The 13,626-nt window shown below is 52.5% G+C and carries 9 protein-coding genes; 6 read left to right on the forward strand and 3 right to left on the reverse strand.

What is annotated here, in order from left to right; all coding sequences use genetic code 11:
- Nucleotides 1-274 precede the first annotated feature (274 nt).
- The 6 genes from glpK (at nt 275) to BUF15_RS13950 (ending at nt 11,582) form a co-directional block, all read left to right on the forward strand.
- Complete coding sequence (gene glpK / locus BUF15_RS13925) at nt 275-1,762, forward strand: glycerol kinase GlpK (RefSeq protein WP_073614145.1); 1,488 nt, start codon at nt 275-277, stop codon at nt 1,760-1,762.
- Between the two features lie 255 nt (nt 1,763-2,017).
- Nucleotides 2,018-3,838 carry a methyl-accepting chemotaxis protein gene (locus BUF15_RS13930; protein WP_073614146.1) on the forward strand — a complete coding sequence of 607 codons (1,821 nt, stop codon included), beginning with the start codon at nt 2,018-2,020 and terminating at the stop codon, nt 3,836-3,838.
- Nucleotides 3,839-4,959: 1,121 nt separating this feature from the next.
- Nucleotides 4,960-6,651 (forward strand): L-lactate permease, encoded by a 1,692-nt coding sequence (locus tag BUF15_RS13935; protein WP_073614147.1) that lies wholly within the window; start codon nt 4,960-4,962, stop codon nt 6,649-6,651.
- A gap of 626 nt (nt 6,652-7,277) precedes the next feature.
- A complete protein-coding gene (gene glpA, locus BUF15_RS13940) occupies nt 7,278-8,906 on the forward strand; it encodes an anaerobic glycerol-3-phosphate dehydrogenase subunit A (protein WP_073614148.1) in 1,629 nt (542 codons plus the stop codon).
- Nucleotides 8,907-8,923: 17 nt separating this feature from the next.
- Nucleotides 8,924-10,219, forward strand: a complete 1,296-nt coding sequence (glpB, locus tag BUF15_RS13945) for a glycerol-3-phosphate dehydrogenase subunit GlpB (protein ID WP_073614149.1) — start codon at nt 8,924-8,926, stop codon at nt 10,217-10,219.
- Between the two features lie 82 nt (nt 10,220-10,301).
- The gene (locus BUF15_RS13950; protein WP_073614150.1) at nt 10,302-11,582 is read left to right on the forward strand and encodes a (Fe-S)-binding protein; all 1,281 of its coding nucleotides are present in this window, start codon (nt 10,302-10,304) and stop codon (nt 11,580-11,582) included.
- Between the two features lie 30 nt (nt 11,583-11,612).
- On the opposite strand, the gene BUF15_RS13955 is transcribed toward BUF15_RS13950, so the two are convergent.
- From BUF15_RS13955 to BUF15_RS13965, 3 genes are read right to left on the reverse strand one after another with little or no spacing between them, the layout of a single operon-like run.
- Entirely contained in the window at nt 11,613-12,419 is an 807-nt protein-coding gene (locus BUF15_RS13955) for an FkbM family methyltransferase (protein ID WP_084553990.1), read from the reverse strand.
- Nucleotides 12,386-13,018 (reverse strand): methyltransferase family protein, encoded by a 633-nt coding sequence (locus tag BUF15_RS13960; RefSeq protein WP_073614152.1) that lies wholly within the window; start codon nt 13,016-13,018, stop codon nt 12,386-12,388. The genes BUF15_RS13955 and BUF15_RS13960 overlap by 34 nt, the downstream gene beginning before the upstream one ends.
- The gene (locus BUF15_RS13965; protein ID WP_073614189.1) at nt 13,015-13,542 is read right to left on the reverse strand and encodes a lipocalin family protein; all 528 of its coding nucleotides are present in this window, start codon (nt 13,540-13,542) and stop codon (nt 13,015-13,017) included. The genes BUF15_RS13960 and BUF15_RS13965 overlap by 4 nt, the downstream gene beginning before the upstream one ends.
- Nucleotides 13,543-13,626 lie beyond the last annotated feature (84 nt).

The following is a 13,626-nucleotide window of genomic DNA, read 5'->3' on the forward strand; positions in this document are numbered from 1 at the left end:
GGCATTTCCTCCAGCCTGCTTTTTTGTATCTTTATTTTGCCGAAAACGCAGCAGAAAACCTCAAACCGGGTGTTCCACTTGTATGTTGAGATTTCCTGCTGCTTTTCCGGGTAAATAAAAGGTAAGCGTCAACAACACATCACGTATTTTGATCAACGTATTTTTTCCTTACGTACTGATCATGTATCGTTCGTAACCAACTCATGTTTCAGCGTGCCGGCCGCCTCACTTCCACTATTGGGGCCAGGCACAGCCTTGCAGAAGGAGAACAACCATGGCAGCATTCATTCTGGCAATTGATCAGGGCACAACCTCCAGCAGAGCCATCATCTTCAACAATGACTTTGACATCGTTGCCTCAGCCCAACAGGAATTTACCCAGTATTTTCCACAATCCGGTTGGGTCGAGCACGACCCGGAAGAAATCTGGAGCACGACACTTGCCACCTGTCGGCTCGCACTCGAAAAAGCCGGGCTCACCGCCGACCAGATCGCTGCCATCGGTATCACCAACCAGCGTGAGACAACCCTGATCTGGGATCGAGAGACCGGTGAGCCCATTCACAAAGCCATCGTCTGGCAGGATCGACGGACGGCCGAGTTCTGCAATAAACTGGATGCAGCAGGACATAATCCGACGATTAAAGCCAAAACCGGCCTGCTGCTTGACGCCTATTTTTCCGGGACCAAAATCACCTGGATGCTCGACAATGTTGAAGGGGCACGGGAAAAGGCGGAAGCGGGCAAACTCGCTTTCGGTACCGTAGACACCTTCCTGCTCTGGCGCCTTACCGGAGGCAAGGTGCATGCTACCGACGCCACCAACGCCTCCCGCACCATGCTTTTTAATATCCATGAAAACTGCTGGGACAAGGAACTGCTTGAGCTGTTGAAAGTACCAGCCTCCCTCCTTCCGGAAGTAAAAGACTCTTCAGCTGATTTCGGCACCAGCAATCCAGATCTTCTTGGTGCAGCGATCCCCATTCGAGGTATCGCCGGTGACCAGCAGGCGGCTCTCGTCGGCCAGGCCTGTTTCAAACCCGGTATGATCAAATCGACCTACGGCACCGGCTGCTTTATCGTCTTGAATACTGGGAAAGATGCAGTCACCTCCAACAACCGACTGCTCACCACCATTGGTTATCGCTTAAACGGCAAGACCACCTACGCACTTGAAGGATCCATCTTTGTCGCTGGTGCAGCGGTCCAGTGGATGCGAGACGCCATGGGCATGATCGAGGCCGCCCACGTCATCGGCAAGCTGGCGCGCAAAGCGGATATCAACCAGGATGTCTATCTGGTTCCGGCTTTCACCGGCTTGGGCGCACCCCACTGGGATCCGGATGCCCGTGGAGCCATCTTCGGCATCACCCGGGCCACTGGCCCTGCAGAATTATCCCGCGCCGCACTCGAATCGGTCTGCTACCAGACCAAAGACCTGCTTGAAGCCATGCGCGGAGACTGGGCCGGCATGGGCGACACCACCCTCCGTGTTGACGGCGGCATGGTGGCTTCCAACTGGACCATGCAGTTCCTCGCCGACATCCTCAACGCCCCGGTTGACCGGCCACAGGTCCTGGAAACCACTGCCGTAGGCGCTGCCTATCTCGCTGGCCTTTACGAGGGAATTTTTCCGGCACCGGAAGAGTTTGCCGAAAACTGGAAACGGGAATGCCGTTTTGCACCTTGCCTTGACGAGGATGTCCGGATCCGCAAATACAAGGGCTGGCAGGCCGCTGTCAAACGGACCCTTACCCGCTGATAATCCTCTTTGGAGGCTCCAGCCGCATTTGCCGGAGCCTCCAAATTTCCAATACCTTTCCTCTTTTCCTTGCCGATCTTTAACACGAATTTCATCTCTTCCTAATAGAATACCTCTAATGTGCTGATGTCTTTTTCATCAGCCGTAGGCCATTATTTCATACGACCCCTCCTGATACCACAACGGAGGCTTTAACGTTGAGCTGGCTTTGCACAGGCTGTATTTATTCACATTTTCCTGTGGTTCAATTCTGCAATGCCAGACAATTCTTCCGCTCGGCCAGGCTTCCTTACCGTTGGCTTCAAGATTCTGATAGTTGTCGCCCTTGCTTCTAATCTATTCATCGGCGCATTACTTTATGTGAACATCCAGTCAAGCAAAACCGTCGAGAATAATGTCGATGAATTGCTGGGAATCCAAGAAAAACTCAGCTCAAACCTTCGGGGTGCCATTGTTGCCCTGCAGGACGAATTTCTTCATTTACCTGATTTTTTTCATATCGATCCTCACACCCAGATTCTTGCAGCAATTGGGGAAAACTTCTCCATCTCAGGCAGGCAACTTCTTAAAGGCCGGGAAGCCTATTCAAACGTTTACTCTCGTAAAGAGCGGCGTGACCTTGCCCAGAACAGATATGTCGTCCAGGCCACCAAAGACGATCTCACAGTTTCCTGCGGAATAGCAGATAACGGTGGCAATTTCAGCGATACGGTCGAACGGCTTACTCTAGCAAGCAGCAACCCGACCGAAGACGCAGCCCGCCTCCTCGATCTGATTGAATCGATAACCATCGAGTTGAACAGTAGTGACGCGCTGAAAAAAAGAGTTTTGGAGCTCAGCGCCAAAATAGCCGATTCGAGCCTAAAAGCGGAAGTGACAAGAAACGAAATCCTTTCCCATGTCGAGGAGATCAGGAACAAGGAGCAAGCCCTGCAAGCTATTCGTAGCCAGCAGCGCACCTTTACCAACGGCATGGGCGCAGTCGCCGTTATTGCCAACATGATTGTTCTCTTTATCCTGGTTCGTCGAATTGTTGAAAAACCGCTCCGAAACCTTGCCTTGACTATCGAAGAAATTCGAACGGGTCACGCCCCGATGGTTCCCTATCTACATCGTAGAGACCAGATTGGCATACTGGCTGGGGCCATCAGTAACTTCCGTGAAGCATTACTTGAAATCCAGCGGGAAAATGAGCGTAAGGCTCGAGAAAAGGTCATTTTTGAAGAGATGTTCGATAACATCACCGCCATGGTCCATACCCTCGACGCAAAGGCCAAGACACTGGTCAGTACAGCAGAGACCCTGCAGGAACTTGCAAGCACAACGGAGGAGCAGTCGGAAAGTGTTACCAGTCGGGCCGCCGAAACGGCACTGCACACCACAACGGTGGTCGACTCAACCACCAACCTGCAGCAGGCATTTCAGGATATCCAATGTGAAATTGAGAACCAGAACAGTATCGTCTCCCACATCGCAGAGAGCAATAGACACTCAAGAACATATATCCATGGTCTTGGCGAGTCCATCCAGGCGATTCACACTATTATCGATGCGGTTGGCGATATCACCGACCAGACCAGACTCCTCGCCTTAAACGCCACAATTGAAGCGGCCAGGGCCGGCTCTGCAGGCAAAGGTTTTGGTGTGGTAGCCAGCGAAGTGAAATTACTTTCCCAAAAGACCGACCAGGCCACCATCGATATTATGTCTAAGATCAAGGCTATTGAAAAGTCGAGCGCTGTTTTATTCGCCCACCTTGACAGTATAGATACGCGTATGCAGGATCTTAGCCAGCTCAGCAAGAGTATTACCAACTCAGTTGCTCATCAGCAGCACGTCACGACGACCATCACAAGTCTCGCCAGCCAGACGTCATTGAATACCACTACCGTTTCAAACGCGACGCGTGAATTCAAAGACGCCGCGGCCAGTACCAGAAATCATGCATCTCAGGTGCATGGGGTAGCACGCGACATTTCATTACAACTCAGCGACCTTTTACAAAACACTACCCAACAGATTGCCCAGTTGACCTGTCCCGACAACACCCACATGGAGGGGCCACTGAAAAATTGATGATCAGGACAGGTTTTCAGATCTTCACTCTCTGGATATATTTTTTGATAAACTATGGTTTCTAAAAGGAAACGTCTGCAGAAAAGTGGTCCCTCTTTACCATACCTAACTTTCATGAATGTCACAGAGAATTGAGGAGTTCACTCCTGCGATTCATGGAGTAAACTACGGGCCCCAAAAGCTCCATTCCCATCGGGGCTGGCGCAGCTGCTGCTTCATCAGCAACACGGACGTCTTTCGATACAACCAATTCACGTTATCCTACTGTTTTCTTTGCGGTATTTCGCGTACCGTGGAAGTAGCCTTCATACGTGCAGCATCTACTCCCTTCATAAGATGTTCTGCTGACGCTGAACATCGCTATAAACATTTCTTCCATTTCCATCATTCTATCAGCTAGCTAGAGCACTTTAGAAACGACGTTTCTCCCATGTCAACCAAAAGACCAAACAGGTATATCCCAACCACTATGTGGCCTATTTTTTCATATTGGTACTTTTGTCCCACCTCTGTTAGCCAATAGCTACAATTCCAAACATATATCAGAGTGCAAGAAACGAAAACTGGCGCCAACCCTTATTAATAGAGAGATGTATCAATTTAAAAAGTCTTGACAAGGGCGCGCGGTATCGAATATTTTGGTCTCAACGTTGAATATGCATGACACCTTGCCCACAATTGGGTTATTGTCAGACCAGATAACCAGATTTCCAGTTCAGAGTTTTTTTTGCTGTTCAAATCTGGAAACCAGGTATACCGATTTGGCAAATATTGCATAATCTCGTTCTTGCAGCAAACCGTCATGCCAGAGGCGGCCAGCTGCGGTGAACAGGTGTAACCGAGTAAGTAGAACTCGCAGGCACGTCTGCCCACCATTTGTCAACATATCGAGCCACAACCGCTCACACTCGGTTTACTCAGCTCGACACGTGCCTGCCCCTGTCGGCCCACCCGCAGCCAAGGCTCCCCACCGTGTCGTCAAGAAAAACGAGAGAAGCACTCGGTCCGATAATCCGAACGGCAACTGGAAGGGAAACCCACCGGACAACCTGCACCGGAGATGAGGGTAATAACGCCTCGTTTCCGGTTCAAAACCATTTTTGACTCAAAATGAGGTATGTATGTCACCAGCACTTTTAGCACTTCTGGCCGCGGCTCCGATACTCGTCGCCGCAGTACTCCTGGTCGGCCTTAACTGGCCTGCCCGTCGCGCAATGCCTGTTGTCTACCTGACCGCAGCTGCTATCGCTCTCTCCGTCTGGGGAATGAGCATCAACCGTATCCTTGCTTCAACTGTACAGGGCGTAATCATCACCATTTCAGTTCTGTGGATTATTTTTGGAGCCATCATGCTCCTTAACACCCTTCAGAACTCCGGCGCCATCACTACCATCCGCGCAGGCTTTACCAATATCAGCCCTGATCGCCGGGTACAGACTCTTATTATTGCCTGGCTCTTCGGCTGCTTCATCGAAGGCGCTTCCGGTTTCGGAACCCCCGCAGCGATTGCCGCCCCTCTGCTGGTTGCCATTGGCTTCCCTGCACTTGGTGCCGTCATGATCGGCATGATGATCCAGTCCACTCCGGTTTCTTTCGGTGCAGTCGGCACCCCAATTCTTATCGGTGTTAAAAACGGCCTCGACTTTACCGCTATCAGCGAGCGATTGGTTAACGTTGGTTCCAGTTGGGAGACCTTCTTGCGCCTTATTACCTCTGAGGTTGCTGTCGGCCACGCCATCGTCGGTACACTTATGCCATTCTTGATGGTACTTATGCTGACCCGGTTCTTCGGTAAAAACAAGAGCTGGAGTGAAGGCCTTGCCATGGCACCGTTCGCCCTCTTTACTGGTGTAGCCTTTACCGTTCCTTATGCTCTTACCGGTATCTTCCTTGGACCGGAATTCCCTTCCATCGTTGGTGCTCTTGTTGGTCTTGCCATCGTTGTACCTGCTGCTAAAGCTGGATTCCTCACCCCGAAGCAATCATGGGATTTCGCTCCTCAGGAAGAGTGGCCGAAAGTCTGGTTCGGCAGCATCGTACCGAAAGCGCCGGCTGCAGATGAGAAAAAGATCTCCCTGGCAATGGCCTGGGTTCCTTACCTGCTTGTTGCCGGAATCCTTGTTGCAAGCCGTGTTTCTCCGCAGTTCAAAGGCATGCTGACAGGTGTTGCCACCGGCATGAAAGATATTATGGGTGAAGCCGGCGTCAGCGCCTCCATTCAGTGGCTCTATCTGCCGGGCGGCATCCTGCTGTTTGTCTGCCTGCTCACCATGTTCCTCCACAAAATGAAACCGGCCCAGCTCGTTTCTGCTGCCGCCGATGCCAGCAAGACTCTGGTAGGCGCAGGCTTTGTTCTGATGTTCACCATTCCCATGGTTCGTATTCTGATCAACTCTGGCGTCAACACTGCTGAGCTTGCATCCATGCCTGTTGCCATGGCCAGCTTCGTTGCAGAGTCTTTTGGCTCCATCTACCCGATATTTGCTCCGACCGTTGGTGCCCTCGGTGCATTCATTGCTGGTTCCAACACTGTTTCAAACATGATGCTCAGCCAGTTCCAGTTTGAGGTTGCCAACGCCCTTTCCATCTCCGGCGCCATCCTCGTAGCCCTGCAGGCTATCGGCGCTGCTGCTGGCAACATGATCGCAATCCACAACGTTGTTGCCGCATCCGCCACCGTAGGCCTCCTCGGCCAGGAAGGCCGGACCCCGCGAATGACCATCATTCCGACCGTCTACTATGTCTTTGCAGTTGGCGCCCTCGGTATGGTCGCTATCTACATGCTCGGCATCACTGATCCGTTGGTTGGCTAATCTCAGCCCAACCGCAGTTCATTGTAGCATCTTCAAAAGTGCCCCCGGTTACATTACCGGCGGGCACTTTTTTTGTTTCCTCTTCATCCACCCTCCTCACCAATCTCACCGATTCACGCCCACAATCCTTCCCGGACATTTCCGATTTCGCTTTCTCATGAAAAGATCTACGGCCTGGAAACAGCCTTCCATCCCAAAGTTCGCCCCATGATGACGGCTCAATCCAAACCACTTCACGGGACATTACACGCTATCATTTCAGACACATAGGCAAGCATTATCAACCACCCCTCTCCACTGTAGGCATCAGAGGTTTCCGCCATAGACGAGTTTTCGATTAAAGCCAATGCAGGTTTCGTTTGTATAGTTCAATGTTTTCACTTGAACATAATTTGAAAGCAATTTATAAAGAAGATGTCAGGTCTGTAATGCGTCATCAGGTCGACGCATCTTTTTTGCGCATGCGTTTTTATTTGCGCCAGCTGCTGATGTTTTACCGCGATACAATAATTTACACATCTGAACGAAGGCTAAGCTCGACAGGGGTAGTACGTTGAAGCCATAGCGCACTCCTCCTTTCCGACAGCTGCACATTCAGCCAATGTCCAAGCGAAAGGATTCTTAAAATGACCTCCTCACCCACCAGCCAGGCAGGCACCGCCATTGAGACCGTCAAAACCGACGTGCTGATCATTGGTGGAGGTGCTACCGGAACCGGGATTATGCGCGATCTCGCCCTCCGCTCCGTTCACTGTCGCCTCATTGACAAGCAGGATCTTTGCGCAGGCGCCTCCGGAGGCAATCATGGCCTGCTCCACTCGGGTGCCCGCTATGTTCTGAGCGATCCACATTCTGCCTCAGAATGCCGCGAAGAAGGCGAAATATTGAAACGCACCTCTTCCCAGTGCATCGAAAATACCGGCGGCCTCTTTGTTGCCGTGAAAGGCGATGATGAGGGTTTCATCAGGGATTTCCCTGCGCTCTGTCAGGCTGCCGGGATTCCGGTTCAGGAACTTACACCGAAAGAGGCCCTGGAACTTGAACCCCAGCTTTCAAAGGACATCATTGCGGCTTATGCCGTTCCTGATGCGACCATAGATCCGTTTCGCCTCGCTCTTGAAAACGTTAATCATGCCCGCGAACTCAATGATTCGACCTATCACCCGCACACCACACTTTGTGACTTTGAAATTGGTGATGGCCGGATCATTGCAGCATTCTGTCGCGATAGCCGTACTGGCAAGGAATTACGCATCGTCGCCAAACAATATGTCAACGCCGGCGGTGCCTGGGCTATGGATATCGCCCGCCTGGCCGGCTGCAACGACGTCAATCTCCTCTATTCCAAAGGCACCCTGCTGATCAGCCATGACCGCCTTACCACTCGGGTTATCAACAGATTGCGACCACCTGCCGACGGCGACATTCTGGTGCCAGGCGGTACCGTCTCAGTCCTCGGCACCACTTCACTTCGAACCGATGATCTGGAAAACGTGCGCCCTACCATTGCCGAAGTAGACAAAAACGTTGTCGAAGGAACGGCCATGGTCCCGGCCCTTGCTCACGCTCGCTATATTCGCGCTTTTTCCCGGGTCCGGCCACTGGTGCAGCATGGGGATGACCAGAACGACCGTAATGTCGCCCGCAGTTTTGCCCTCATGAACCACGAGGACCAGAATCTCAATAATTTCTGCACGATCACCGGCGGTAAACTCACAACCTTCCGACTCATGGCGGAAAAGACCTCCGATCTGGTCGCGAAACGTTTGGGCAACACAGAACCCTGCACCACTGCAACAACCCCCCTACCCGGTGGCCAGGCCTGCAAATGGACCGAACCGGGTGCCTCACCAAAATACTGGTACGAGGCCAATAACTCAGAAGATATGATTCTCTGCGAATGCGAAATGGTACCGCAGTCGGCCATCGACCAGATCGTCCTCTGCGCCCCCGGCGCCGAAAACGAAATGACGCTGGAAGCAATCGCCCTCAGGTCCAGAGCTGGAAAAGGTCCATGTCAGGGCTCTTTTTGCGGCATCAGGATTGCCTCGTACCTCTATGACCGCGGATACTATCAGGACACAACCGGACTTCACCACATGAAGAGCTTTTTCAATGAACGGTTCAAGGGATTACGCACTATCATCTGGGGCCAGCAGGCCGCCCAGATGGAACTTGCTGAAGCCCTGCATTGCGGTCTGCTCGGACTCGACAGACTGGAAGAGAAGAAAACTAATAAGGCAGACAACGAGTAGGGGCCCGGAGAAAAAACATGACTTACGAAAAACGTGAATTTATCGCCGATCTCGCTGTTATCGGCTCAGGCCTTGCCGGCATGGCCGCCTCCATTTTTGCTCTCAAGCGAGGCATCTCCACCGCCCAGGCCGGCAACACCGGCGCTCTTGCCTACACCACCGGGTATCTTGACCTTTTGGGTGACGCCGGTACAGGGGCTGCCGAACACCTTGGCGATCCCTGGGCTGGGATCAGGGAGCTACAGAAGAGTCAACCCAATCATCCGCTGGCACGTGTTCCCGAAAACGATATCCATGAGGCTTTTACGGAATTCACTTCCTTCATCAGTGAATGCGGCATCGCCTATGGTGCACCAGGCAAGGTAAACCTGAAGGCGTTGACTCCGGCCGGAACCACTAAACCGACATTTTCCGTACCCGCCACCATGCAACCCGGCGTTGATGCCCTTGCCAGTCAGGCAAGATGTGTCATCATCGACTTCAAGGGGTTGCGGGGCTTCAGCGGCCGACAGGTAGTCGCAAATCTCAAGGATCGCTGGCCTGGACTGACAACTGAACGCGTTTCATTCCCCGATATGCCTATGGGAGAGATATATCCTGAGGTGATGGCACGTGCCCTTGAGGTTCCAGGCACCCGGGAAAAATTGGCTGACGCGATCAAAAGTGTTCGCGGGGATGCGCAGGTGATCGGTCTTCCGGCCATTCTCGGTATGCACAATCCGGATCTGGTCATGACCGAACTGTCCAGGCTGCTGGGTTGCCCGGTGTTTGAAATTCCCACCATGCCGCCATCGGTCCCCGGTATCCGGCTACGTGAGATGTTTGAGCAGGTCTTCCCGAAAAAGGGCCTCACCCTGGTTCCACAGCAGAAGGTTCGTTCCGTTGAGTTTGACACAGACTCGGTACAACTGGTACTGGCTGACAATCACGGCCCTATCATCATACACGCCAAGGCAGTGATTCTCGCAACCGGACGGTTCTTAAGCGGCGGTCTTGAGGCTGAGCAAACCGGTATTGTCGAACCTCTTGTGAATCTCCCGGTAGCCCAGCCCACCTCACGGGACAGCTGGTACAGCATGGAATACATGGGCAGGGACGGACATGCGATTCACCAGTGCGGTATTCGTGTTGATGATGCATTCCGGCCACTGGACAAGGATGGTAAGGTTGTCGATCCCAGACTGTTTGCAGCCGGGGTCATACTTGCCCATCAGGACTGGATCCGCGGCCGCTGTGGAGCTGGTGTCGCCATCAGCAGTGCCTACCGTGCCGTTCAAGGTGCCGAGCAGATCATTCTTCAAAAGAACAACTGATCGCCACAACGATTCATTGACACATTCCAGGTCCACGGATCACACACCGATCTCAAAGGGCCTCATTAATAAGGACAACAGTATGTCTGAAGCAAAAACGCCCACCATCAATTTCAAGCAAAAGGCCATGGAACTCCTGCCCGAGGGCGCAAGTTTCGATGCCTGCCTTACCTGTGGCCTCTGCTCTTCCGGCTGTCCGGCTTCCGGGCTCGAAAACATGGATCCCCGTAAGTTCATCCGCATGGCTATGCTGGGCATGGACGAGGAACTCTCCACTACCCCATGGGTCTGGACCTGCACCCAGTGCAAGCGCTGCCAGCATGTCTGCCCCATGAACATCGATATCTCTCAGCTGGTTTTTCTGGCCCGTGGCAACTGGCCAAAAGATAAGAAACCATCCGGTATCGTCCGTTCCTGCGAACTGACACGCTCCACCGACTCTACCAGCGCCATGGGGCTACAACCTGACGACTTTGTCTTCGTGGTGAACGATGTTCTTGAAGAGGTGCGTGAGACGCAACCACAATTCAAGGATATGGTTGCCCCCATAGACAAAAAAGGCGCCCACTTCTTTGTCAACCAGAACTCTCGCGAACCAATGAGCGAACCGGATGAGATGGTACCGCTCTGGAAGATCTTCCATCTGGTCGGCGCCGACTGGACCTACAGCTCAAAAGGCTGGGCAGCTGAGAACTTCTGCATGTTTTCAGGAGACGAAGCAGCATGGTACGAGGTAATAAAAACACGGGTCGATGCGACCAATGAACTGGGATGTGCAGTGTGGCTTAATACCGAATGCGGTCATTCCTATTACACCATGTGGAATGCCATTAACCGCTTCGGCATGGAGGCCAACTTCAAAATAGAGAGTCTGGTCACCTACTATGCCCAGTGGATCAGGGAAGGGAAACTTCCGGTCAACTCTGATTGGAATACCAAAAACATTAAGTTTACCGTTCAGGACCCGTGCCAGATAGTGCGGAAAGCCTACGGCGATTCCATCGCCGACGACCTGCGGTTTGTCACCAAAAAGCTGGTTGGTGAGGAAAACTTTATCGATATGCAGCCAAACCGCAGTGCGAACTACTGCTGTGGAGGCGGCGGCGGATTCCTGCAAGCGGGGATGACTGATCAGCGCCGGGCCTACGGCAAACGCAAATTCGATCAGATTATGGCCACCCAGGCCGATTATGTTCTCACCCCCTGCCATAATTGCCACTCGCAGATGGAGGACATCGGTCACTTTTACGGAGGACAGTACCAGGTCGTGCACTTCTGGACCCTTATCTGCCTTTCTTTGGGCATTCTCGGGGAAAACGAGCGCACCTATCTCGGGCCCGATCTTGCCAACCTCGGGCTCTAGCCCGCAAAAACCATATTTGTCGTTCTCCTCTCACTCCGGAAGTAGCAGGTATGTGCCTGCACGGTTTACTGCCTGCTCTTCCAGGAGTGATTCCAGTTCAATCTTCTCCCCGTCGCGATTGTAGCAGCCACGATACATCTTCAGCGCAGCCACCACCACTGCCATATTTTTCACTCGTTCCGCCTCAGGCAACAGATGAGGATGTAGAGAAAGGTAGAGTTGTGGCCGGTGCTCATCAAGGTAACCGGACATTTCAGGCAGCAGGTTGAATTCCCCACCTTCGATATCCATTTTGATGGTGTCGAGAACCGGTCGCCCAATAAGGTTGAGCCAGTTTTCCCAGGTAAGGCAAAGTACATCCATACCGCGCGCCCCATCCGGCACCAGCAGGCTGGTCATGGAGTCGCCCCGCTTACCGCGCGGACTGGCCATGCGTTGCAATCCTTCTTCCGCCGCCAGCGCCAGATTAAACGGCATTACGTTTTCCAAACGGTTCAGCTGGATATTCTGCAGCAGAAAGCGATACGCTACCCGATCCGGCTCAAGACAGTAGACCTGCCGGCAGTTTCTGGCAGCATACAACACAGTGGGACCGATCCAGGCCCCAATATCACAGTAGGTTTTCCCGGTGGTCAACAGACGGTCAAGGACCGCAAATGTTCGCGGCTCCCAACGGCCGTCATTCACCTTGTCCCAGAAATTCAGGTTTTCAGGATCGCACGAGAAATGTTGGTCTCCCATGCGGACCGCGATTTTACCCTGCAGACGGTACCAGGCTGTGCGCACCCATTCGTATACCACCATCACCGCCACCGTCTTATTCGTTTTTTCAACCATTTTATCGGGATAAGCATGGAAACCTCATGCTGATAATTGCGATATCGTTCGCCATGTTCCGCCACAAGTTTTCTTTCCTCAAGAAATGTTCCGACAATGAAATATAGTGACAGCACTGTGGCCACCACAACTGACGACTGATGGTATACCGGTAATGCAGACCAGAGAACAAGAAGTGAACCAAGGTACCAGGGATGGCGGGTCATCCCAAGGACTCCCTGCCGAGAAAATTGTTCATCAGCAGCCAAGGTCGATGGCTGCCGTTGCTCCCGAATCTGCCGAATACCCAGAAAAAAACCAAAATCGTATTGTTTCGATCCACCGCGAAACAGATAAAGGGCACAACCAAGCAACACAACCCGTACCATTATCCAGCCTCCTTCCCATGAAAAAACCACATCACCGCGCATTGCAGCGGTGGCCAGCATTACTGGCACAAGGGTCAGAGCGCTAATACAGTTATAGAGGAGCCGGAAATGAAAACGGTAAACACCGAGCAGTTTCTGGAGCTTTGAACTCACTGCCGGGGAAATCAACAGACTGTGGAGAGAACACCAACCCAACCAGCCGCAGACAAGGAGCATGAACTCCATCTTCATGGCTTTTGACCGGTCTCATGTTCAACAAGAATCAGTTGATCAACAGGAAAATCCAAACTCTTCGCCCGGTCGATGAGCATTTTGACAACATCTCCAGAAAGGTGCGGGTCTCGCGCCAGCAGCCACAGATATTGCCGATCCGGCCCTGAGACCAGCGCATACTGATACGTCTCGCGATCAAGTTCAACAACAATATACGACCCGTAGAAGGGTCCGAAAAAACTCACTTTGAGAAACCCTTCCTGAGAAGAGTTGACAAACCTCGCCTTCCCGTGTGCTGTTTTCCACTCCCCTTTTTCCTTGGAAAATCCGCGGTTCACCACCTGTACGGTACCATCAGCTTCAAGGCTGTACTCCGCCGTCACCCTCGACAGCCCTCTCTCAAACGAGTGATCAAGCCGGGCAATCTCGTACCACATTCCCATATAGCGGTCCAGCTCAAAATCCTGCACCGGTTCAATACCTTTGGGCAGGCGCACGCAGCCACCAAGGAAAAGACAAAGTATAAGGGAGAATATTCTCATAGCCAGGGAAGAATGAACTATCAGCAGTAGAGGATCGTTGGCCGTGGTGTAGCGAAAACCAAGCCGGAACAATTGAAAATTTGC

This window comes from Desulfopila aestuarii DSM 18488, assembly GCF_900143695.1.
Classification (GTDB): domain Bacteria; phylum Desulfobacterota; class Desulfobulbia; order Desulfobulbales; family Desulfocapsaceae; genus Desulfopila; species Desulfopila aestuarii.

Excerpts from the sequence above, each read along its gene's own strand:
- glpB (WP_073614149.1), top strand. The coding sequence starts at position 8,924 with ATGACTTACGAAAAACGTGAATTTATCGCCGATCTCGCTGTTATCGGC.
- BUF15_RS13935 (WP_073614147.1), top strand. The coding sequence starts at position 4,960 with ATGTCACCAGCACTTTTAGCACTTCTGGCCGCGGCTCCGATACTCGTC.
- BUF15_RS13955 (WP_084553990.1), bottom strand. The coding sequence starts at position 12,419 with ATGGTTGAAAAAACGAATAAGACGGTGGCGGTGATGGTGGTATACGAA.
- BUF15_RS13950 (WP_073614150.1), top strand. The coding sequence starts at position 10,302 with ATGTCTGAAGCAAAAACGCCCACCATCAATTTCAAGCAAAAGGCCATG.
- glpA (WP_073614148.1), top strand. The coding sequence starts at position 7,278 with ATGACCTCCTCACCCACCAGCCAGGCAGGCACCGCCATTGAGACCGTC.
- BUF15_RS13965 (WP_073614189.1), bottom strand. The coding sequence starts at position 13,542 with ATGAGAATATTCTCCCTTATACTTTGTCTTTTCCTTGGTGGCTGCGTG.
- BUF15_RS13960 (WP_073614152.1), bottom strand. The coding sequence starts at position 13,018 with ATGAAGATGGAGTTCATGCTCCTTGTCTGCGGCTGGTTGGGTTGGTGT.
- glpK (WP_073614145.1), top strand. The coding sequence starts at position 275 with ATGGCAGCATTCATTCTGGCAATTGATCAGGGCACAACCTCCAGCAGA.
- BUF15_RS13930 (WP_073614146.1), top strand. The coding sequence starts at position 2,018 with ATGCCAGACAATTCTTCCGCTCGGCCAGGCTTCCTTACCGTTGGCTTC.